This window comes from Chryseobacterium phocaeense (assembly GCF_900169075.1).
Classification (GTDB): Bacteria; Bacteroidota; Bacteroidia; order Flavobacteriales; family Weeksellaceae; genus Chryseobacterium; species Chryseobacterium phocaeense.
The window spans coordinates 109,107-131,515 of the sequence record NZ_LT827014.1 but is presented as its reverse complement, the minus strand read 5'-3'; the positions used below and the strand labels follow the sequence as shown (position 1 = coordinate 131,515).

General features: G+C 41.1%; 17 protein-coding genes and 2 riboswitches. Of the genes, 13 read left to right on the top strand and 4 right to left on the bottom strand.

The genetic code is table 11. From position 1 onward, the window contains the following. Position 1 precedes the first annotated feature (1 nt). The gene (gene ccoS, locus B7E04_RS02065; RefSeq protein ID WP_080777113.1) at positions 2-229 is read right to left on the bottom strand and encodes a cbb3-type cytochrome oxidase assembly protein CcoS; all 228 of its coding nucleotides are present in this window, start codon (positions 227-229) and stop codon (positions 2-4) included. Between the two features lie 109 nt (positions 230-338). Further along, entirely contained in the window at positions 339-2,717 is a 2,379-nt protein-coding gene (locus B7E04_RS02060) for a heavy metal translocating P-type ATPase (RefSeq protein WP_080777937.1), read from the bottom strand. A gap of 89 nt (positions 2,718-2,806) precedes the next feature. Here B7E04_RS02060 and B7E04_RS02055 point away from each other — a divergent pair, with 89 nt between their 5' ends. The 12 genes from B7E04_RS02055 to B7E04_RS02000 all read left to right on the top strand — a co-directional run bounded on the left by B7E04_RS02055 (position 2,807) and on the right by B7E04_RS02000 (position 13,992). Continuing rightward, positions 2,807-3,520 carry a Crp/Fnr family transcriptional regulator gene (locus tag B7E04_RS02055; protein WP_080777112.1) on the top strand — a complete coding sequence of 238 codons (714 nt, stop codon included), beginning with the start codon at positions 2,807-2,809 and terminating at the stop codon, positions 3,518-3,520. 63 nt (positions 3,521-3,583) lie between these two features. Further along, positions 3,584-4,399, top strand: a complete 816-nt coding sequence (gene panB / locus B7E04_RS02050) for a 3-methyl-2-oxobutanoate hydroxymethyltransferase (RefSeq protein ID WP_080777110.1) — start codon at positions 3,584-3,586, stop codon at positions 4,397-4,399. 3 nt (positions 4,400-4,402) lie between these two features. Then, the gene (locus tag B7E04_RS02045) at positions 4,403-4,723 is read left to right on the top strand and encodes a hypothetical protein (RefSeq protein ID WP_062652076.1); all 321 of its coding nucleotides are present in this window, start codon (positions 4,403-4,405) and stop codon (positions 4,721-4,723) included. Positions 4,724-4,726: 3 nt separating this feature from the next. Continuing rightward, positions 4,727-5,404: an RluA family pseudouridine synthase gene (locus B7E04_RS02040; protein WP_080777108.1), complete on the top strand. Its 678-nt coding sequence runs from the start codon at positions 4,727-4,729 to the stop codon at positions 5,402-5,404. 252 nt (positions 5,405-5,656) lie between these two features. After that, a complete protein-coding gene (locus tag B7E04_RS02035; protein WP_080777106.1) occupies positions 5,657-7,717 on the top strand; it encodes an Ig-like domain-containing protein in 2,061 nt (686 codons plus the stop codon). A 93-nt stretch (positions 7,718-7,810) separates the two neighbouring features. After that, a riboswitch (TPP riboswitch) is annotated at positions 7,811-7,908 on the top strand. Positions 7,909-7,967: 59 nt separating this feature from the next. Beyond that, positions 7,968-8,174: a sulfur carrier protein ThiS gene (thiS, locus tag B7E04_RS02030; RefSeq protein ID WP_080777102.1), complete on the top strand. Its 207-nt coding sequence runs from the start codon at positions 7,968-7,970 to the stop codon at positions 8,172-8,174. A 25-nt stretch (positions 8,175-8,199) separates the two neighbouring features. Beyond that, positions 8,200-10,011: a phosphomethylpyrimidine synthase ThiC gene (gene thiC / locus B7E04_RS02025; RefSeq protein WP_080777100.1), complete on the top strand. Its 1,812-nt coding sequence runs from the start codon at positions 8,200-8,202 to the stop codon at positions 10,009-10,011. Then, positions 10,008-10,610, top strand: coding sequence for a thiamine phosphate synthase (locus tag B7E04_RS02020; RefSeq protein ID WP_080777098.1), 603 nt, complete (start codon positions 10,008-10,010; stop codon positions 10,608-10,610). Before thiC ends, B7E04_RS02020 begins: the two co-directional genes overlap by 4 nt. Before the next feature lie 49 nt (positions 10,611-10,659). Next, the gene (gene thiE / locus B7E04_RS02015; RefSeq protein ID WP_139785314.1) at positions 10,660-11,274 is read left to right on the top strand and encodes a thiamine phosphate synthase; all 615 of its coding nucleotides are present in this window, start codon (positions 10,660-10,662) and stop codon (positions 11,272-11,274) included. After that, positions 11,271-12,047 carry a thiazole synthase gene (locus B7E04_RS02010; protein ID WP_080777096.1) on the top strand — a complete coding sequence of 259 codons (777 nt, stop codon included), beginning with the start codon at positions 11,271-11,273 and terminating at the stop codon, positions 12,045-12,047. Before thiE ends, B7E04_RS02010 begins: the two co-directional genes overlap by 4 nt. Before the next feature lie 15 nt (positions 12,048-12,062). Continuing rightward, a complete protein-coding gene (thiH, locus tag B7E04_RS02005; RefSeq protein WP_080777094.1) occupies positions 12,063-13,181 on the top strand; it encodes a 2-iminoacetate synthase ThiH in 1,119 nt (372 codons plus the stop codon). A gap of 100 nt (positions 13,182-13,281) precedes the next feature. After that, complete coding sequence (locus B7E04_RS02000; RefSeq protein ID WP_080777091.1) at positions 13,282-13,992, top strand: HesA/MoeB/ThiF family protein; 711 nt, start codon at positions 13,282-13,284, stop codon at positions 13,990-13,992. A gap of 197 nt (positions 13,993-14,189) precedes the next feature. On the opposite strand, the gene B7E04_RS01995 is transcribed toward B7E04_RS02000, so the two are convergent. Continuing rightward, positions 14,190-16,406: an outer membrane beta-barrel protein gene (locus B7E04_RS01995; protein ID WP_080777089.1), complete on the bottom strand. Its 2,217-nt coding sequence runs from the start codon at positions 16,404-16,406 to the stop codon at positions 14,190-14,192. A 475-nt stretch (positions 16,407-16,881) separates the two neighbouring features. Further along, positions 16,882-16,980: riboswitch (SAM-I-IV-variant riboswitch) on the top strand. A gap of 290 nt (positions 16,981-17,270) precedes the next feature. On the opposite strand from B7E04_RS01995, the gene B7E04_RS01990 reads away from it, so the two are divergent. After that, the gene (locus B7E04_RS01990) at positions 17,271-20,009 is read left to right on the top strand and encodes a TonB-dependent receptor plug domain-containing protein (protein WP_228439789.1); all 2,739 of its coding nucleotides are present in this window, start codon (positions 17,271-17,273) and stop codon (positions 20,007-20,009) included. 224 nt (positions 20,010-20,233) lie between these two features. Here B7E04_RS01990 and B7E04_RS01985 read toward each other — a convergent pair whose 3' ends face one another. Then, entirely contained in the window at positions 20,234-22,354 is a 2,121-nt protein-coding gene (locus tag B7E04_RS01985) for an outer membrane beta-barrel family protein (RefSeq protein WP_080777085.1), read from the bottom strand. Positions 22,355-22,409: the final 55 nt, after the last annotated feature.

The window sequence follows — 22,409 nt, the reverse complement described above, 5'->3', positions numbered from 1 at the left end:
ACTATTCACTTTTTTCTTCAATTTTATTATTCTCTCCTATTTTTTTATCGTCTTTATCTTTGTCGCCGTTTTCCTCCTTTTCTTTGATTTCTCCATTATCAAAAAGGATTCTGACAGCCGGAGATTCATCATCTTCAAACTGTCCTTTTCGGGCATACACTATAAATACGACCAAGAAAATCGCAGCTAAAGAAACACTGCAGAGGATCATTAAATATAGAATATCCATTGGACAACAAAATTAACCTATTTTCGGGGTTCAAATTTAGTGAAAAATAATGACATTCATCACGAAATGCCGATTTCAGCTAATTTAAAATCAGTCTAAATAAGGGCCTCTACGCCTGTTTTTTGAAATATTTACGGCCTAAAATCCAGGTGGAAAGTGTAGTGAATGTAACTACTGTGATGGAACTGATTGGCATGATGATTGCTGCGAAGAGCGGGTGCATATGACCTGTAACTGCGTAACTTAAACCAACGATATTGTAGAGAAAACTGATTATGAATGTCATTTTTACAATGGTAATGGAGCCTTTGCAGACATTCAGGTAGTTGTCCAGGGTTACCACTTTATCCCCATTCATAATTACATCGGAAGAAGGTGTAAAACTGTTCGTATCATCAGCAATGGCGATCCCTACATTACTTTGTTTGAGAGCGCCTGCATCATTCAGTCCGTCGCCAAGCATAGCCACTTTCATGTGCTGATCCTGAAGGTTTTTGATGTAATTAAGCTTGTCTTCCGGGCTCTGGTTAAAGGCCAGTCCTTTGTAGTTCGGAATAAGCTCTTTAAGCTGGTTTTCTTCAGAAGAATTATCTCCGCTCAGGATGAATATTTTGTAATTGATAAGCTTGGTAAATAGTTCCTTTAATTTCGGGCGGTATTCATTTTTAAAGATGAATTTTCCTAAGAATTCTCCGTTTTTGCTGATGTAAACCGCTGTCTCTAGATTTTTCGGTTCCTGGTCATTGTAACGGGCAGAACCGATCTTATAGACACTTCCTCTTACGCTTGCCTCATATCCTTTTCCAGAGATTTCACGGAAGTTTTCTACCGGGAAATAACCATCATTAACCTCTATGAATTCATAAAGAGATTTGGAGAGCGGGTGATTGGAATTTTTTAATAAAGTCTTAATATTCAGTTGATCGGATTCGTTTATTTCAGCGCCTTCATATCGGATATTTGATTTTTTTCTGTGCGTAATGGTCCCTGTTTTATCAAAAACAATCGTATCCAGTTTTGCGATTTTCTCAATCGTCAAAGTATCTTTTACGTAAAACTTGTTACGGCCTAAGATCCTCATGATGTGCCCGAATGTAAACGGAGCAGATAAGGCCAGCGCACATGGACAGGCAATGATTAGAATCGCTGATATCACCTGGAACATAATATTCAGGTCAATAAATGCCCAATAGGTGCCGGCAACTGCCGCAATGCCTAAGATGATGAATGTGAAATACTTGCTGACGTTATTGGTGAGTGTGTCTAGCCCGGTCTCATGCTTTTTGAAAGCCTCCTTATTCCAAAGCTGGGTCAGGTAACTTTGGTCGACATCTTTGATCACTTCAAGCTCCAGTGAAGAACCAATTTGTTTTCCTCCGGCAAATATCTTGTCGCCAGGCTGTTTGCTGATGCTTTCGCTTTCTCCTGTGATAAAACTGTTGTCGATATTTCCTTGCCCGTTGATCAGAATGGCATCCACCGGAATAATTTCCTGATTTCTTACCAGAATCCGGTCACCCACTTTAATTTCAGAAAGAAGAATGTTATCCTGTTTCCCCTCAAAATCTACTTTGGTTACCGCAATAGGGTAGAATGATTTATAGTCCCTGTCGTAAGATAAGGCACTGTAAGTTCTTTTCTGGAAGATTTTCCCCATCAGCATAAAGAACAGCAGTCCGCAAAGGGTGTCAAAATATCCGGGGCCGTAATCGGTGACCACTTCGTAAATACTTCGTCCGAAGAGAACAAGAATTCCCAGAACAATAGGAACGTCAATGTTGACAATTTTGTTCTTTAAACCGTACCATGCAGATTTATAATAATCCGAAGCGGAATAAAATACAACCGGACATGCCAGCAGGAACATCAGGGTTCTGAAAAGGCCTTTGTAATGCTCCATCCAGTAATCTTCGCCGCCCACATATTCCGGGAAGGCAAGGAACATTCCGTTTCCGAACGCAAAGCCTGCAATCGCAAATTTGATCAGAAGAGATTTGTCCAAGTGATCAACATTTTTATCGGCAGTTTCCAGACTGATAACAGGTTTGTACCCAAGATTTGTAAGAAAGTTAGCTAGTTCGCTTAATTTGAGATCATTATGATTGAAGGAGATCTGTAAGGTCTTTCTGGTGAAATTAACCTGAGAGTAGTGGATGTGCTCATTCAGGGTATGCAGGCTTTCTAAAAGCCAGATGCATGACGAACAGTGAATTACAGGGATTTTGAATGTGACAAGGCTGGTGCTTCCTTCGGAGAAATCGGTGATTTTTTCAAAGATCTCCGGTGTATCAAGATATTCAAACTGTGAAGAGCCTTCCTCACTGGGACGGATTCCCGCTCTTTTGTTAAGCTCGTAGAAGTTAGTTAAATTATTGATATTCAGAATTTCGTATACAGACTTGCAGCCGTTGCAGCAGAAAGTCTTTTCATCAAACAAAATTCGCTCCTTTTCTATACCTTGACCACAATGAAAACAGTTCTCGCTCACCACCATAAAATATTGAACTACAAAATTATAACAATTTTTTTTGTTTATCGTGTTAAAAAGTTCTATTTTTGTGATAAATGTCATATAAAATGTCGCAGGAACAACAGATTGCAATTGAAGAGAGGTTCGCCAGAGTTTTTAATGATAAATCATTTAAGGAAAGACTTTCTAGCACTGATTTTGAAAAATATATTAACAGCAAGAAAAAATTAAGTTTTCAAAAGCATGACACCATTTTCGAGGACGGAGAAACACCAAAAGGAGTGTATGTTCTGGAAAAAGGTGCTGCCAAACTTTCCAAGTCCGGAGCTTTTGGAAAAGACCAGATCTTAAGATTTATCAAAGAAGGGGATATTATCGGCTATCGTTCATTACTTTGCGGGGAAAATTTCCAGGCAAAGGCTGAGGCTATGACGGACATTGAATGCATTTTCCTTCCGGCAGACGTTTTCATGTACCTTCTGGAAGTAGATCCGCAGCTTTCTTTTGCCATGCTTCAGAAGATTTCTTACGAATTGGGAGAATCATCCAATACCATCACATTCCTTGCCCAGAAAACAGTAAGAGAAAGACTTGCTGAAATCCTGATTCTTCTGGAACAGAAATTAGGTGTAGATCCTGAAGGATTTATTAAAATTTCGCTTACCCGGGAAGAGATTGCCAACATCATTGGTACCGCCACAGAAAGTGCCATCCGTTTGATCTCTGAATTCAAACAGGACTGTCTCATAGAAGTAGACGGGAGAAATATCAAAATCCTGAACCACGACAAACTGATGAAACTAGGTCACGTAGTTTTATAACAATCATACAAAAATTCAAGTCGGCGCAAGCCGACTTTTTAACTTTTAAAAAATAGATACATTATGTCTGTTCACTCTGAAATTAAAAAAGTTACCACAGAAACCTTGCGTAAAATGAAATTCGACAAGGAGAAAATAACAATGCTTACTGCCTATGATTATACCACGGCAAAAATGGTGGATGCAGGCGGAGTTGATGCCGTTTTGATCGGTGATTCCGCAGCCAATGTTATGGCTGGTTTTGAAACGACACTGCCTATCACTCTGGATCAGATGATCTATCATTCCCAGAGCGTAGTTAGGGGGACAGACAGAGCACTTGTGGTAGCGGATCTTCCTTTCGGGACCTATCAGAGTAATCCGGAAAAAGCCCTGGAGTCTGCAGTGAGAATGATGAAAGAAGGAGGGGTCCATGCCGTAAAAATTGAAGGAGGAAAAGAGATTTCAAAATCTATTAAAAAAATCATCAACGCGGGTATTCCGGTAATGGGACACCTGGGATTGACACCACAATCGATTTATAAATTCGGAACCTATAAAGTAAGAGCAAAAGATGAAGCGGAAGCAGAAAAATTAATTTCTGATGCCCAGCTTTTGGAAGAATTAGGATGTTTTGCGGTAGTTTTAGAGAAAATTCCTGCTGATCTGGCTAAAAAAGTATCCGAAAGCATTTCTATTCCTACGATTGGAATTGGCGCAGGCCCTGACTGTGACGGACAGGTTCTTGTATACCACGATATGGTTGGGATGAACAAAGGTTTCAGCCCAAAATTCCTGAGAAGATATCTTGATCTGTACACGGAGATTACCGGAGCGGTAGCCCAGTACGTAAAAGATGTGAAAAACGTGGAATTCCCTAACGAAAATGAAAGCTACTAATTGATGCAGAACCAACAATCTATTCAGGGTATTTTATCTATTGCGGCACTGGTTTGTCTCGCGGCCGGGTGGTTCAGTTTATTTTCTCCGGAAATCAATCAGTTGCTTTCCAGAAAGGTTTTTTATGTGCTGATCGGAGCTAGTTTTTTAGTACAGGCACCCACATTGCCTAATAAAAATTTCATGTATGCCATGTATGCGGCAGCTCTGGTCTGCATCGTAGGAGCATTTTTGCCGGAAGGTTCTAAACTTTCGATGATTAAAACCATTGGTCTTCTTGGAGGAATTATCATTTCGTTCACCAACAGGCCAAGACGTTCATAAAACATGGAAGAGCAGATTGTATATGAAGATAACCATCTTTTGGTCGTCAATAAAAAGGTAGGACAGCTTGTTCAGGGTGATAAAACCGGGGACGAATCTCTGCTGGAATCCATTAAGAATTTTATTAAAAAAAGAGATGCCAAACCGGGGAATGTTTTTCTCGGTCTGGTTCACCGTATAGACCGCCCGACTTCGGGTCTGGTGATTTATGCCAAGACTTCCAAAGCGCTTTCCCGACTTACGCAGATGGTGAAAAACAGGGAAGTTAAAAAAACATACTGGGCGGTTGTAGGAAAAGAAATGATCCCACAGAGCCAGAGGCTTGTTCATTATCTGAAAAAGAACGAAAAAAATAATAAGGCAATTGTGTTCCCGAAAGCAACAGAAGGAGCGAAAGAAGCTATTTTAACGTATCATGTGATCAAAACCCTGGATAATTATATGCTTCTTGAAATTGATCTGGAAACAGGAAGGCATCATCAGATCCGTGCCCAGTTGTCAAAGAGCGGCGTTCCTATAAAGGGTGATCTGAAGTATGGCGCTCCACGCTCCAATCCGGATGGAGGAATCAATCTTCATGCAAGAAAACTCGAATTTATTCATCCTGTTACTAAAGAAAATATTGAAATCATAGCCCAGGTACCGCAGAATGATGCAGTCTGGAGAGCTTGTGAAGAATAAGATTTCAGAAAATCTAAAACTCTATTATTAAGTTTTTAAATCAGAAAATATAGAAACCATCTCACTTTTGAGGTGGTTTTCTTGTTTGAACAGGGTTTTTAAAAAGAATATTTTGTATTTATTTCATGATTATAGGAAATAATTAATTTATTTTATTTGTATTTATTATAAATTTTTCGTTAAAATTTATTTTTTAATAAATTATTTGTAAAAATTCATAAATTGGTGGTAATCTAAATTCCCTATTCAATTATGAAACATTTTTACAAAATTTTCTCCGGCAACGGAAAGAAAAAGTATCTGCAGACCATTCTTGGTTTTGCAGTATTTGCCAGCGTCACTACTGCTCGGGGTCAGGTAAGTGCATATAGCTTTACCCAGGCCGCAGGAACCTACAATTCAATATCGGGAACGGTGCTGGGCGCAGCGACGGGTAATACTTCGGCAACAAACCTTAACAGCAATGTGTATCCGGTGACCCTTCCATTCGATTTTGTGTTTAACGGAACCGCGTACAATTCATTGAACGTATCCTCGAATGGGTTTGTAACTTTTGGTGCCACTACTCCAAGTACCACTACAACCACACCCATTTCAAGCACCACAGCTTATGATGGTGCCATTTCTGTCTTTGGCCGGGACATCAGCAGTGTCTTTGATGTAGGTGGGGCTACAGGTGATATCAGCTGGGAAACCACCGGTATTGCTCCCAACCGTGAAGCTGTAATCCAATGGAAAAATTTCAGACCTAACAGCAGCACTTCTACTACTGCGGCCTATGCTTTTTCATTCCAGATCCGTTTACACGAAACCTCGAATGCCATTCAGATGGTCTATAATAGCGGAGCTTATTTAGCGGGAAGTACCGCAGTTTCAGGCACTGCTCAGATAGGCCTGAGAGGGGCTGCAGCAACTGATTATAATACCCGTCTCAATGCCACAACCCTGGAGTTTGTAAATTCTACGCCAGGGATTGCAAACAGCAGTACGCAGGCCTTTAATACAACCAATGCCGTTCCGGGAATGCCAACAGCGGGATTAACCTATATCTGGACTCCACCTACATGTTATGCACCATCCGGACTTACCGGAGGTACAACAACCAATAACAGTGCTGCCATTTCCTGGACGGCATCGCCATCATCACCAGCCGGATACGATATTTACTACAGTACCATAAATACGCCTCCAGCCTCTTCCACGGCACCTACAACTCCTAATGTGCCCGGAACTTCAGCGTCAATAGGACCGCTGGCTCCTTCAACCTCATATTATGTTTGGATCAGATCCAATTGCGGAAGTGGAGATACCAGCATATGGTCTCTCCAGCCGGTGCAGGTGGTAACCCAATGCCTGCCTCCGTCAGTTTTAACATCTTCAGGAGCTACGGTTTGTCCTAATCAATCAGCAACACTTTCTGCCACAGCAGATGCCGGAGCAACTATCACCTGGTACGATGCTTCAACTGGAGGAAATGCAGTGGGAACCGGACCAAGCTTTACTACTCCTGTCTTAACCACTACAACCCCGTATTACGTAGCTGCTTCAACCGGAACAACATCTGCGACCGGACTGACTAATGCGACCTCTACATCAGGATATACTTTAGATGCAGGGCTGCTTTTTGATGTGTTTACTACAACTACCATTGACGGGGTCTATGTATACCCAATAGGTACCGGTGCAGGAACGGTAGAAATTGCCCTGCAGAATGGAAATGTATCTCCGGCTGTCACCTTACAAACGATTACCGTAAACCTGACAGGTTCTGCTGCTCCGTACGTGAAAACATATGTTCCTTTGAATTTCACTGTTCCGCCGGGAAGTAAGTATAAATTAATGATGCTGACCAGAGCCGGAGGGGTAAGCGGTCTGATAAGAGAATCCGGGAACAGCTGGGGCAGCTATCCGTTTACAGTTCCGGGAGCATTGTCTATCACTGATGGAAACCTGACAGCAAACTCACCTTCAACATCGTATTATTATTTCTACGACTGGCAGATCAGCAGCAAATGTGAAAGCGCTAGAACTACGGTTACGGCCACGGTAGATAATGGCTGTTTAAGTACTTCCGAAGTAGGAGCCAGAGAGAAGATGAAAATATATCCTAATCCATTTAAAGATATTATTACAATTACCGATATTGAAAAAGTAAAATCAATCCAGGTCTTTGACAGTGCAGGACGAATGATAAAAACAATTGACAAGCCGTCCACAGAGATCTATCTGGGAGATCTGAAATCCGGTCTGTACATTCTTTATTTAACGATGAAAGACGGAAGTCTGACTCATGTGAAAGCAATTAAAAAATAAAATATTAAAATAAAAATAAAAGCCCTGGGTTCAAAGCTCAGGGTTTTGTTTTGAAACTTAATTTTGCCCGGTCTGAAAAAATGTCTAACTTCGTCCCGACTTTAGGGGTGTCTGTAAACATACAGACTGAGACTTTACCCTTTGAACCTGATCTGGATTATACCAGCGTAGGGAAAAGCAGATGACTTTTGCTGTACATTCCATTGTACAATAAGAGCCATTCCTAAAGTGTATATAAAAACAATTAGGAATGGAACTTACAATCAACCACACCACGAAAACATTTGAAGTACTTCCCGGAAACCTGGAAGCCCTTTTGGCTGTTGAAATACCCGGAAAGAAAAAAGGGATTGCGGTAGCCCTCAACAACCGAATTATTCCCCTGTCCGCCTGGGCAGACACACTTCTTAAAGACAAAGACTCAGTTTTAATCATTACTGCCACTCAGGGCGGATAATACCCATTTAATACAACAAAAATTTATGGTTCATTCAATCACCTGTTCGCCATTTCCGAACGCACGAAAAATTTATATTGAAGGAAAAATTCATCCGGTCAGTGTAGCAATGCGTGAAATTCAACTAAGTCCCACAAAATTGACCAACGGAACTTTAGAAGATAATCCACCGGTAACCATTTATGATACCTCAGGGCCTTATACGGATGAAAATGCCTCCATCGATATCATGAAGGGACTTCCCAGAATCAGGGAACAATGGATATTGGGCAGAAAAGATGTGGATATTCTCGCAGGGATCACCTCCGAATACGGAAAAGCCCGTCTGGCGGATGCCCGTCTTGATGAACTGCGTTTTGCATACGATCACAAACCTAAAGTTGCTAAAGAAGATCATGAAATCACCCAGCTTTATTACGCGAAGCAAGGGATCATTACCCATGAAATGGAATATGTGGCGATCAGGGAAAACCAAAGGATCGAGCAGCTGGAAAAAGCTTCACCGGAAATGATTGTACAGCATCCCGGAAACAGTTTCGGAGCCAATACCCCTAAAAATAAGATCACCCCGGAATTTGTAAGGGATGAAATTGCAGCAGGAAGAGCAATCATTCCCAACAATATCAATCATCCAGAGAGTGAGCCGATGATCATCGGCCGTAATTTTCTCGTTAAAATCAATGCCAATATAGGAAACAGCGCCGTTTCATCCAGCATTGAAGAAGAGGTGGAAAAAGCAGTCTGGGCCTGCCGTTGGGGAGCAGATACCATCATGGACCTTTCCACCGGAAAAAATATTCACGAAACCAGGGAATGGATCATCAGAAACAGTCCGGTTCCTATTGGGACTGTTCCTATTTATCAGGCTCTGGAAAAAGTAAAAGGTGTTCCCGAAGATCTTACCTGGGAAGTATTTAAAGATACCCTGATTGAGCAGGCAGAACAGGGCGTATCTTACTTTACGATCCATGCCGGGGTTTTATTGAGATATATTCACCTTACAGCCAAAAGAGTAACAGGAATTGTTTCCAGAGGAGGTTCTATTATGGCTAAATGGTGTCTCTATCATCACAAAGAAAATTTTCTGTATACCCATTTTGAAGAGATTTGTGAGGTCATGAAAAAATATGATGTCGCTTTCTCACTGGGAGACGGTCTGCGTCCCGGATCCATTGCTGATGCCAATGATGCCGCCCAGTTTGCAGAACTTGAAACTTTGGGTGAGCTGACGAAAATTGCATGGAAACATAATGTACAGGTGATGATCGAGGGTCCGGGCCACGTTCCGATGCATATGATCAAGGAAAATATGGATAAGCAGCTGGAGGTATGTCATGAAGCGCCATTTTATACCTTAGGTCCTTTGACGACAGATATTGCACCGGGATATGACCATATCACTTCCGGAATCGGAGCTGCAATGATCGGATGGTTCGGATGTGCCATGCTATGTTATGTTACACCTAAGGAACATTTGGGGCTTCCGAACAAAGAAGATGTTAAGGTTGGGGTCATTACGTGCAAATTGGCTGCCCACGCCGCAGATCTGGCAAAAGGTCATCCGGGAGCACAATACAGGGATAATGCATTAAGTAAAGCCAGATTCGAATTCAGATGGGAAGACCAGTTCAACCTTTCACTGGATCCGGACACGGCCAGAGCCTATCACGATGAAACGCTGCCGGCAGAAGGAGCTAAAATTGCCCATTTCTGCTCCATGTGCGGACCAAAATTCTGTTCGATGAAAATCACCCAGGAAATCAGGCATTCCGCAGAGAAAGGAATGCTCGATAAATCCCAGGAATTTATTGAAAAAGGAAAAGAGATTTATATATGATCCTAGTGATCACACCCGAAAAAATAGTTCAGAACGAAACACGGATTATCAACGGGATGTTTTGTGAAGGACTGGATCTTTTGCATATCAGAAAACCAATGCTGAGCCGTGAAGAAATGGAAAATTTTCTTCTGCATATTGATGAAAGGTTTTATCCGCAGCTGGTACTGCACGGATATTATGATTTAGGAAAGGATTTTTCTATTTCCAGGTTCCATTTCAGGGAAGCTGACCGGAGCAACGGAATAGATCGGCCGTATAGAAGAAAATACATTATTTCAACTTCTGTTCATGACATTGAAACCTTTAATGCATTGGAGCAATGCTGGGAATATGCCTTCATAAGTCCCGTTTTTCCAAGTATCTCCAAAAAAGGATATGGTGAGGATTCAAATATATTGCAGGAGATGAGCAAGAGAACGAATGATCATGTACGATTAATTGCATTGGGAGGCATTAATGAAAAAAATATCTGTAATGTATTTGAAAGCGAAGCAGATGGTGCTGCCCTGCTGGGTGCGGTCTGGGAAAGTAAACAGCCTTTGGATACATTCAAAAAATGCAGACAGAATATCCTGAAAAAAAAGAATTATACATAAAGAAATTTTTTAAATGCCCTTCTTAATTGGGTTTTCATTCAGTTTAATCATGGAAAAATTACAATATATCTCTCAGGGACTGACCAAAACTGAGCAGGAATATAATATCAGGAAGGCTTTGGATCATGGCATACAATGGGTACAGGTACGCTGGAAAAACGCAGATGAAACTGAATTTTTCCGGCTCTGCGAAATTTCGAAGAAACTTTGTTCAGAGTATCAGGCGGTCTGCATTATTAATGACCATGTGGATATTGCAAAAGATATAGATGCAGGCGGGGTTCATTTGGGATTGAAAGATCTGTCCATAGATATTGCCCGGCATATTTTAGGTCAGAATAAAATCATTGGCGGAACAGCCAATACCATTTCAGATGTTCTTCAGAGGATGAATGAACCGTGTGATTATATCGGTTTGGGACCGTTAAGATTCACGGCAACAAAAGAGCAGCTGAGCCCGGTGTTAGGATTTGATGGCTACAGGAATATTGTGAAGCACTTAGAAGATAATTCAAGAGCTATCCCCAAAATATATGCCATCGGTGGGGTAGTGCTTCAGGATATTGAGCTTCTGCAGAAGATCGGAATATACGGTGTTGCGGTTTCAGGAGAGATCACGGGCCAGCCGCAAGTAATCAGTGAATTTAAAAAAGCAATGATATGAATAATCAGAAATTAATAATAGCAGACAGAATATTTAATTCAAGACTCTTCCTGGGAACCGGAAAATTCGGAAACCTGCAGGAAATGGCGGCTTCTGTCATCGCTTCAGGAACCGATATGGTAACCATGGCGCTGAAAAGAATAGATTCCGGAGCAGCAGAAGACGGGTTACTGGATTCATTAAAGGAAACCAATGTCCATCTTCTTCCCAATACTTCAGGAGCAAGAACAGCGAAAGAAGCGGTGTTGGCAGCGCAGCTGGCGAGAGAAGCCCTGGAAACCAACTGGGTGAAACTGGAGATCCATCCGGATCCGAAATACCTTCTCCCGGATCCCGTCGAAACCCTGTATGCCACAGAAGAGCTGGCTAAGCTTGGATTTATCGTCATGCCGTATATCCATGCCGATCCGGTCCTTTGCAAACGCCTTGAAGATGCCGGAACAGCTGTGGTCATGCCTTTGGGAGCACCAATTGGTACGAATAAAGGATTGAGAACACTGGATTTCCTGGAAATTATCATCAGCCAGAGTAACGTCCCGGTTGTTGTGGATGCGGGAATCGGGGCACCGTCAGATGCCGCAAAAGCAATGGAAATGGGGGCGGATGCTGTTCTTGTCAATACCGCAATAGCAGTCGCGCAAAATCCGGTGAATATGGCGCTGGCCTTTAAAGAAGGGGTGATTGCCGGAAGAAGAGCTTACGAATCAGGCTTGGGAGCTATAGCAGATCATGCCGAAGCTTCAAGCCCGCTGACCTCATTTCTGTTTGAATAATATTGAGTAAAAATAATGAACAACTTTAAAGATGTTTTTGAACACTATCAGTGGGATGAAATCAAAGAAAGGTTGCGGAAAGTGACGCATTCCGACGTTCAGAACAGCCTCCGGAAAAAAAATAAAACCTTGAATGACTTCCTGAATCTGCTTTCCCCGGCAGCAGCTGTGGAGCTGGAACTGATGGCCAAAATGACCCGCCAGCTGACCCAGAAACGGTTTGGAAAAACCATTCAGCTGTATGCGCCGATGTATCTGAGCAATGAGTGCCAGAATATCTGTACCTACTGCGGCTTCAGCCTTGATAATAACGTTCGGAGGAAAACCCTCTCCGATACAGAACTGATGATTGAGGCGTCCGTTTTAAAATCCATGGAGGTGAATCATGTGTTGCTGGTAAGCGGAGAAGCCAATAAAACGGTGGGGATTTCTTACTTTCTGAATGCTGTCCGTTTGTTAAGGCCTCATTTTGCCAATATTTCAATTGAAGTGCAGCCTCTGTCGGAAGAAGAATATTTGCAGCTGCATCACGCAGGTGTTTATTCTGTTCTGGTGTATCAGGAAACCTATCATCAGGAAGTGTATAAAGAATATCATCCCAAAGGAAAAAAATCAAATTTCCATTTCAGGATGGATACCCCGGACAGAATCGGGAGAGCCGGAATCCATAAAATAGGATTAGGGGTTTTGCTCGGACTGGAAGACTGGCGGGTAGACAGCTTTTTTAATGCCCTTCACATCGATTATCTTCAGAAACAATACTGGAAAAGCAGATTTTCAGTCTCATTTCCAAGGCTGAGACCGGCGGAAGGCATCATTGAGCCTAATTTCATCATGGAAGATAAAGACCTGCTCCAGCTGATCTGTGCCTACAGGATCTGGAATGAAGATCTGGAAATTTCAATATCCACAAGGGAAAACGAAAAATTCAGGGACCATATCATATCCCTTGGGGCTACGGCCATGAGTGCAGCTTCAAAAACAAATCCCGGAGGGTATGCGGTAGATGTTGAATCTCTGGAACAGTTCGAAACCAGTGATGAACGGACCATGGAAGAAGTGAAAACCAGCATCAGGAAAGCCGGTTATGATCCGGTGATGAAAGACTGGGACCCGGCATACAGCGGAATTTAAACCAATAAGAAGAATCAATAGATTTTTAAATCTTAAAGCAGAGCTCATCTTAATATTCTTAAACCCTTAAAAAATCTTAACGGTTCAAAATAATTATGAAATGAATAAAGAAGATACTTTTGCCAGATACAGCCGCCAGATTTTCATAGAAGAGATCGGCTTGGAAGGCCAGCGGAAAATTATAAATTCCAAAGTTCTTGTCATTGGGGCAGGAGGTTTGGGAAGTCCCGTTATTCAGTACCTTGCAGCAGCCGGGGTTGGAAACCTGGGAGTCGCCGATTTTGATGAGGTGGAAGTTCATAACCTGAACCGCCAGATTATTCACAACGAAAATACAGTCGGGATTTCAAAGATAAAGAGTGCACAGCTCTTTGTAAATACATTAAATCATCAGGTGAAATTTACAGGAATTGCTGAGAAAATTGATCCTTCTAATGCAGAAAAAATTCTTTCATCATACGATATTATTGTGGATGGATCTGATAATTTTACCACAAGATACCTGATTAATGATACCTGTGTCAAACTCGGAAAACCCTTAGTCTACGGAAGCATTTTAGGTTTTTCCGGACAAACAGCTGTTTTCAACCATAATGAAAGTAAAAATCTCAGAGATCTTTTCCCGGAACCGCCTGTTGATGAGTATATACCCGACTGCGACAGCCTGGGAGTTTTAGGAGCACTGCCAGGCATTGTAGGTAGCATGATGGCCATGCAGACCTTAAAAATCATAACGGATCTTCCGGTGAGCGTAAACCAGTTGACATTGGTAGATGTGATGAACTGGAGATTTCAGACGGTAGACTTTTGATGTAAATATCATTACGCTCGCAGATAAAGCAGATGTCAAAGATCTTTATTTGAAGGTTATAATATTCAATAGAAACGGGCTTTAGCCCGTTTTACTGTTTAAAATACAGTCCAATTAGCTTTAGCCAAAACTTATTGTGTATCAAAAAAACAGGCGGTAAAATTTTTTACCGCCTGTCTAATTGTATTAAAGAAGAATTATTGTGGACTCTGCATCACACCAGAATCTTCCTTCTTGGTCTGGTTCAGGATGTTCGGATCCTCTTTGGCCAGTTTATTTTTGGTCGGAATTTTATAATTAATTGAAATTCCGAAGTTTCTCGTATCGTATTTACTTCTGATTCTTACGGCTTCCCCTTCAGGCGGATTAGAATACACCTGCATCACCTGTCCGTTGAATATATCATTCGCGAAAACAGAAACAGTAAGACGGTTGTTCATGAACTTTTTCGTCAGCGTGATATCCAGATTATTGTTGAAAGGCTTATCCGCTGTAAAGTAGAAATAACCTGCTTTTGGAGTCAGGTAGCTGTAATTCGCTGTCAGCTTAATGTCTTTAGGTAAAAGAAGCTGCGTCATCACATTGAAAATCCAAAACCCTTTGTTGTTTAAATTATCAATTTCATGCTTCTGGTAGCCTGCATACAGATACATGAAATTAATTTTGTCCGGATTAAAATCAAATTTCATGATCTCGCTCATCGGTTTGCTGAAAATCATAAACGGAACCGGAAGACCTACATTAAAATTGTGAATTCTCATATTCGAAATATTCACCTGTCTGTTGAAAAGGTTCTTGCCGTTTTTCATGATGATCTGGGCTACCTGGTCTTTTGCAGAACTTACGCTGTAGCCGATGAAGGCATAATCAAAAGCGGAAACCTTCAATTCATAATTATCAAAGATAGTAGGTTGAAGATCCGGATTACCCGTAACTTCCGTGTTCGGACCTGCGAACACCACATTATTCGGGTTCAGGGCGGAAATACTCGGCAGGTTGATCTTCTTGTTGTAATTCGCAGCAACATATACCTGATTCATCAGATTATACTGTACACTTGCATTAGGGAAAAGCTTGAATCGGTTAAATTTCGTAAGGTCTCTTTCTAAAATGGCTCCGTCTTTTTCCACTCTTGTAATCCCTGAAATATCATAATTTTCTGCACGCGCCCCTAAGATAAAGTCAAATTTCTTCAGCTTGGCCTGGAATTCAAGATAAGTGGAAGCTGTCTGTCTCTGGTACTCCAGATTGGTCAGTCCCTTGCTTTCCGTATCATAGTCCTGTCTCTCATACAGTCCACCCGCACTTACTTTTCCTCCGTCCAGAAGTTTAATAGGCTGTGAATAATCTACCTTGAAATTAGCAATGCCCATATCCGATTCATTATCCAGAACATTGTTTGCCCCCGGATTACGGAAAAACTGCCAGTTATCCGTAAAATTTCCTTCCTGGAAGAAATTGTCCTGTGCGAATTTAGAAGTAGACTTCGTATATCCGAACTGGAAATCCAGTTTTTGAGATTTGTCGCTGAAACGCTTCTGATAGGTAACTACTGCTTCCTGTCTCAGGTTATTGGTATGGGCCACATCAGATGCTCTGTAATCTGCTTCTCTGAAAATATCAGGGTTACGGCTCACAAGGATATCGGCAAGCCCTCTGCTCGAAGTATAGTTATCATTATTGTTGTGATAAATATCGTAGTTCAATAGCAACCTGTCCTGTCCAAGATCAAAGGTAATCCCTGATTTGGCAAAATAACCACGCCCTATTCTGTCTGTATTGTTATGCAGAAGTACATCCTGATCACCATTCAGCATGCTTTCACGGTAATTCTGGCCTACATTAAGCTGCCATCCGAAAAGCTTGTTTCTTGCATTCAGGTTCAGGGAATGGGTGGTTCTGCTTCTGAATTTATCGTAATTGGTAAAAGAATAGTTTCCGGAATAAGTAGCCGTTAAATATTTATTGGCATTTTTATTCGTAATAATATTCATAATTGCCCCTCCGGAAGTGGCGGGAAATTCTGCACCGGGCTGCGTGATCACTTCTATTCTGTCTACCGAATTGGCCGGCATCCCTTCAAGGAAAGAATTCAATTCATTGGAGGTAATGTTCAAGGGTCTTCCGTTCAGATAAACATCCAGCATTTTTCCCTGGTACATCATTCCGGCAATATCTGTAGAGACCAGTCCAGGAAGCTTTTTAATCCCCTCAAGAACGTTGCCGTTATTAAGCTGTGGCTGCTCAGAGAAGTCAAAGATGGTACGGTCTGCTTTTTGTTCAACGGCTTTTTTAGTTTTGGTGATAACAACCCCTTCAATTTGTTTTTCCTTCTCCGGGTTGCTACTGGTCTTTTCCTGCGAATAGGCAACAAATGATGCCAGCAGGGATAACGTCAATATAGTTTTTCTCATAATGTTTTTTTTACTACTTTTCAGTTAGACGTAAAAAAGTTTCATTTGTTACTGGAAAAAACATGAAATATATTAGGTTACTTCAATTGGGTGTCTTCAATGGCAAGGAAATGAGATAGATAGTTGTGTGTTTCTTAATCACTGTAATAGAATAGGTCTAAACGGCTTTGTTGGAAAATCGCAAAGTCGCAAGGTTTGAGTGTTACTCTGCTGTAAGGCGCGGGAAAATCAAAAATTTTCGTCAGGAGTGATGAGTAGTTGTAGCAGGTTATTTTAGGCGGCCTTATCCAAAAATAAAATTGGTTTGTTAGTTTTATCCGGAGATAAACCTTTGCGCCTCAAAACGTTTTTTTGTAAATAATAATTTGCGTCTTTACGATGTCCCAACAACCAAAATGATTTGTTATTCAATTAAATAAAATCTAAAAATTCTTACGATTATTTTTTTTATTCCGAAATTATAATATCTTTGCACCGTAATTATCAAGAATCTCATAGATGGGATAGCAACCTGCAAAAACAAGCAAGGTGCTGAAATAGATAAGCCGGCCGGCCCGGAAAAAATGTTTATTCTCTATTTTATTCCCATCTTGAAATTTTTGTTTTAAAAATAAAATCAATGTTTAAAGACAAGGGAAACCTCAAAAACCATTTCAATTTCCGTTTTTCAGATCATGAAGCCTCACTTCATTATTCTGAACTGTTTTCATGCCATTTCCACATGTGCATGTGTTGTTGTTTCTAGACTTCTTTAAAAAATAATCTTAACATTTTCGAATTTGAAAGTAACCTTAAACAGAAGGTTACAGAAATGTTATTGCCAAAAAATATCAAACAATCAGTAATAAAAAAATAGAAAAACACATGTACACTTTCAACAAAAAAATCATCATAACATCAGCAACCCTGATCTCCGCATTTTACTTTGGACAGTCGGATTCTGCATCATCCAAAAAGATTGATGACGTAGTCATTCTGGGATCAAGAGGAGCGGGGAGATCCCTTACAGAGACCCCGGTTCCGGTGGATATCATCAATATCTCAAAGATTTTGAGACAGAGTCCTGTCAATAATATCAGTCAGGCTCTTAATTACGTGGTGCCTTCATTTTCTTCCACTTCCCACACGGTCAATGACGGAACCGATTTCGTAGATCCGGCGCTTCTGAGAGGACTTGGGCCGGATCAGGTACTGGTATTGCTCAACGGGAAAAGAAGATACCAGTCTTCCCTGATCAATGTAACCCTAACGCCTGGGAGAGGTTCGGTAGGGACAGACCTTAATGCCATTCCGGCATTTGCCTTGGAAAAAATTGAAGTCCTGCGGGATGGAGCTTCAGCACAATATGGTTCCGATGCCATTGCAGGGGTGGTCAATCTGGGACTTAAGAAAAGATTAGGTTTGTCAGGACAGGTATTCCTTGGCGGCTATGCATCCCCTGTGACCAATAATTTTTCAGGAGGAATAGACGGCCAGACCATTTCAGCCGACCTAAACTACGGAGCCAAAATTGGGGAAAAAGGATTCATCAATGTCACGGGTTCTGTCCAGTACAGAGACCCTTATTCAAGAGCCGGAGTTCGTCAGGGAGATATTTTTAATGCTTATAATGCAATTAATTACAGGGCTTTACAAAGTGGAGTTAATATTGATGGCTTATATAAAAATATCACTAATACTTCCAACACGCAGCAAATCATCAATGCGGTGAAGCAGTATGCCTCACAGGTTTATTATTTTTCTCCTGCTTTTCAGTCGCAGATCTCCAACGCAAACACTATTTCGGAACTGCAGGGGTTATTGGGGGCTGATTTTACGGATCAGGAGCTTAAGTACAGAAATCTGGAAAGAAAAGATTTCAGTCTCAGAGCGGGACAGTCCAAACTACAGTCTGCACAGCTTTTTTTCAATTCTGAAATTCCGGTGAATGAAGACTGGAAAGTATATTCTTTCGGAGGATACAGCTACCGTCTGGGAAATGCGGGAGGTTTCTTCCGCCTGCCGAATACGGAAAGAAATATCAATGCTGTGACACCAAACGGATACCTTCCCCAAATTGAAGCCAGTGTGAACGATTATTCCCTTGCCGGAGGAATCAAAGGAAAATGGAACGGCTGGAATGTAGATTTAAGTAATACGTTCGGGAAAAATGCCTTTAATTTCGGTGTGGTGAATACATTTAATGCTTCACTGGGAGATCTTTCACCAAGAACATTTGAAGCCGGAGGTTCAGAATTCCTGCAAAATACCCTCAATCTTGATTTTTCTAAAAAATATGATGTGCTTCATGGTCTGAATCTCGCTTTCGGAGGAGAATACCGTTATGAAAACTATAAGGTTAATGCCGGAAATGAAAATTCATATGCATCCTACGATATTAATGGCCGTGTAGTAACCGCTGCAACGCCCGAGAATGAAAAAGTAACCGATTTTTTTGGCGTAAACAGACCCGCCGGTGCACAGGTTTTCCCGGGATTCAGTCCTGACAATGCGGTTTCCGGAAGCAGAAACAGTTTTGCGGCCTATGCAGATGTTGAAATTGAACCTACCGACTGGTGGCTGCTGGAAGGAGCTGTACGTTTTGAAAATTACTCGGATTTCGGTTCCACTTTTAATTATAAACTGGCGACCAATGTGAAGCTGGCGGATAATTTTAACTGGCGGGGAGCTGTTTCTACCGGATTCAGAGCTCCTTCCCTGGCGCAGATTTATTACAGTTCTACCTCTACGCTGATACAAAAGGGACAAACCACACAGGTAGGAACTTTCAGGAACAATTCTGAAGCGGCACAGGCCTTGGGAATTCCAAAGCTGAAACAGGAAACCTCACAATCGTACAGTACCGGAATTACATGGAAGATCCCGTCTTTAAGTTTAGTGTTTACAGCAGATGCCTATTATATAAAAATCAAGGACAGAGTGGTGCTTACTGACTTATTTTACCGTCCGGAAACCGTTCAAAGTCCGGATGATCAGGTGCTGCAGAGTGCCTTTGATCTTGCGAGGGCGAGTGCCGCGAATTTCTTCGCCAATGCTGTTGATTCGCAGACAAAAGGATTAGATATCACGGTTTCTCAGAATTCAAGGATTTCTGAAGGGATTTCTTTGGAAAATAACTTTGGCCTTAATCTCAATCAGACCAGAAGAATCGGTGAAATTCATGCATCTCCAAAATTGGTAAGCCAGATCAATAATTATTTCTCTGAACCGAACAGGGTCTACTTTGAAGAAGCGGTGCCCCGCATCAAAGCTACGCTTTCCAATACGCTTAAACTATCAGCACTTACCGTTTCCCTGAGAAATTCTTATTTTGGAAAAGTCACCGATGCGGATGTGCTGGATGCAAATTTCGACGGAGTGGTCGGCAGCAGGGAGCACTATATTCTGAATGAACGTTTTGTAACAGACCTTTCTGTGGGTTATGATTTCAATAAAAATATTTCCGCAACGGTCGGAAGTAACAACCTCTTTAATGTTCTTCCTTCCAGAAGCCCGAATATCAGTTCTCTGACGGCGGATAACCAGTTTGTGTATTCAAGACAGGTTTCGCAGTATGGTATTGGAGGGAGATTTGTGTTTGCGAGAGTAGAGTTTAAGTTTTAAATTGAGGAATTAAGAAATTGAGACATTAAGAGATTAAGAAATTCACTTCTTAACAAACATTTAAAGCTTTAAATTCAGTTTACAGAATACATAAAAACAGAGAGCAGTTCTCTGTTTTTATTTTGTGGAAGAAGGCTTAATATTCTTAAAATCTTAAATTAAATCTTAATGGTTTAAAATTAAAAGTTTTAAATAAGTTCTAACTGAAATGTCAAATCGGGTAATTATTCGGCTCTTTCTTTTTCTTCAAACCTGATATTCTTTTTGTTAATTTTCTTTTTACTGTTCCCGAAAGTATAATTAACGCTTAGGCGGAAGCTTCTGCCATCCCAGTAATTGTCCATATATTGGGTATTGTCAGAAAAATATTTATCACCACGGTATCGTTGGGCAAATATATTGGTCACCGTTGCATTGACCTGAAGTTGCTTTTCCATCAATGAAACTTTTATTCCAGAATTCAGCTGGGGAAAATCATAAAAATAAGAGTTGACGTTTCTATAGGGAAGACTGTGGCTGTAATTTAGAAATAATGCTACGGTCTTCTTCTTATTTAAACTGAACGTATTGTTGATGGAGTAGCTGAATGAATTTCCTTTCTGGGTTTGTGCCTCTATATTAAATACCGTTGAATTCTGCAGGGAAGCGTTCATCGACAGGCTGGTTTCCCAGAACCTGAAGAAAGTATCGGTGTACGAAGCATTAAGCCCCCAGAAATTATTGTTGTAATAATTCAGATAATTACTGACCTGGGAGAGGTCATCCAGATAGGAGATCTGGCCGAATGCATTTTTCATTCTCAGATAATAAACGCTGGCTGAAAATTTACTGTTGAAAGTATATCCCAATTCCCAATTATTAATATAAGCCGGAGTAAGCAGAGGATTTCCCGAAGAATAAGAATAAGGATTCGAATACCAGCGGAACGGGTTCAGGTTGCTCATGCTTGGTCTGTTGATCCTTCTGGAATAAGAAAAGCTGAACACATTCTTATCTTGCTTATAAGAAACATAGGCGGAAGGAAACCACTGTCCGTAATTATAGGTATTACCCGAGGCGGTTGAAGGCGTAAAACTTTTCGCATTCGTATGTTCATAACGCACACCCGTTTTTGTTTCCCAGTGTTCCCCGAAATTTTTTGCAAAGCTGAAGTAGGCAGCATAATTTTCTTCCTGATACTGAAAAATATTGGCTCTTGAATAATCCGGAACATATGCTCCACCATTTAAATTGTAATACTGCAGATCCGAATTGTTTTTAAATTGATTGAATTTCAACCCCGTTTCAATGGTTCCAAATGAAAACGGAAGTTCCAGATCCGCCTGTCCTGAAAAGATCTGCGGAGACACCAGTGAAATGGTTTTTATATCCTGGACAGATTGGTCCGAAGATCTTAGTGTGGAAAAATTAACCTCGGTATCAGAATTGTTTTTATAGAAATTTACTGCAATGCTTAGTTTCTTCCCCAGTGAATCAAGTTTGAGATCATAATAGGCACTTAAAGTATGCGTAGGAAGTTTTTCACGGTGAAAAGTATGGGTCAGGAGATTTTCTTCCTGATGATCCGAGGTTATATTTTTGGTGGTATTCACAATATCCATTCCTGATTTCTGATGGGCATAGATGTACTCCATTCCGATTTCAGAATTCTTGCTGATTTTATAAGAAAAATTGAGGGTAGGAGTCAGTTCATTCCACATATCCCTCCGTACGGAATTGCTGTAATTCTGTGTAGCCCCAACAATAGAATAATTTTCATCAGAACGTTTGGCAGAATCATAATGGGTAAGTTTCAGGCTGCCGCTGAATTTTTCTGTCTGATAATTAAGCGAACCGTTGGAACTGAATCCGGAGTAGGTCCTCTGGATCAGATTCGTATTGATATTCCCGCTGAAGCCGATGTTCGGGTTTTTCTTGAGGATAATATTGATGATCCCGCTGTTTCCCTGAGCCTCGTATTTTGCAGGCGGTGTAGTAATCACCTCAATTTTTGCAATATTCTCGGAGCGGATGGATTTCAGGTAGTTTAAAAGCGCATTTCCTGAAAGATTGAGCATTCTTCCATTGATCATTACGCTTACCGTACTTTTTCCTGTAATTGAAATGGAGCCCATATTTTCATCCACTTTCAGCATGGGAACATTGGCCAGGGTTTCGGAAGCATCCATACCCTGAGAAGCGATCGATGCTTCTACATTGAAGATAAGACGGTCGGCTTTTCTTTCCAGTAGCTTCTTCTTAACCAGAAGATTGATCTGTTCCACGTTGCGGACACTGTCTTTCTTGATTTGTCCTGAAAAAGCTGAAGAAAAAAGGCAGATAATAAAAATATATTTTAGTTTCATGGTTTAAAATCTTGGATCAAAGGTATTTTCAATCGTTTTTTTATGAAATGGCATT

What these genes read in the sequence shown, in the direction of transcription:
- thiH (WP_080777094.1), top strand. Translation starts at nt 12,063, where the DNA reads ATGAACAACTTTAAAGATGTTTTTGAACACTATCAGTGGGATGAAATC.
- thiS (WP_080777102.1), top strand. Translation starts at nt 7,968, where the DNA reads ATGGAACTTACAATCAACCACACCACGAAAACATTTGAAGTACTTCCC.
- B7E04_RS02035 (WP_080777106.1), top strand. Translation starts at nt 5,657, where the DNA reads ATGAAACATTTTTACAAAATTTTCTCCGGCAACGGAAAGAAAAAGTAT.
- B7E04_RS02055 (WP_080777112.1), top strand. Translation starts at nt 2,807, where the DNA reads ATGTCGCAGGAACAACAGATTGCAATTGAAGAGAGGTTCGCCAGAGTT.
- ccoS (WP_080777113.1), bottom strand. Translation starts at nt 229, where the DNA reads ATGGATATTCTATATTTAATGATCCTCTGCAGTGTTTCTTTAGCTGCG.
- B7E04_RS02010 (WP_080777096.1), top strand. Translation starts at nt 11,271, where the DNA reads ATGAATAATCAGAAATTAATAATAGCAGACAGAATATTTAATTCAAGA.
- B7E04_RS02040 (WP_080777108.1), top strand. Translation starts at nt 4,727, where the DNA reads ATGGAAGAGCAGATTGTATATGAAGATAACCATCTTTTGGTCGTCAAT.
- B7E04_RS01995 (WP_080777089.1), bottom strand. Translation starts at nt 16,406, where the DNA reads ATGAGAAAAACTATATTGACGTTATCCCTGCTGGCATCATTTGTTGCC.
- B7E04_RS01990 (WP_228439789.1), top strand. Translation starts at nt 17,271, where the DNA reads ATGTACACTTTCAACAAAAAAATCATCATAACATCAGCAACCCTGATC.
- B7E04_RS02020 (WP_080777098.1), top strand. Translation starts at nt 10,008, where the DNA reads ATGATCCTAGTGATCACACCCGAAAAAATAGTTCAGAACGAAACACGG.
- B7E04_RS02045 (WP_062652076.1), top strand. Translation starts at nt 4,403, where the DNA reads ATGCAGAACCAACAATCTATTCAGGGTATTTTATCTATTGCGGCACTG.
- thiC (WP_080777100.1), top strand. Translation starts at nt 8,200, where the DNA reads ATGGTTCATTCAATCACCTGTTCGCCATTTCCGAACGCACGAAAAATT.
- B7E04_RS02000 (WP_080777091.1), top strand. Translation starts at nt 13,282, where the DNA reads ATGAATAAAGAAGATACTTTTGCCAGATACAGCCGCCAGATTTTCATA.
- B7E04_RS01985 (WP_080777085.1), bottom strand. Translation starts at nt 22,354, where the DNA reads ATGAAACTAAAATATATTTTTATTATCTGCCTTTTTTCTTCAGCTTTT.
- panB (WP_080777110.1), top strand. Translation starts at nt 3,584, where the DNA reads ATGTCTGTTCACTCTGAAATTAAAAAAGTTACCACAGAAACCTTGCGT.
- thiE (WP_139785314.1), top strand. Translation starts at nt 10,660, where the DNA reads ATGGAAAAATTACAATATATCTCTCAGGGACTGACCAAAACTGAGCAG.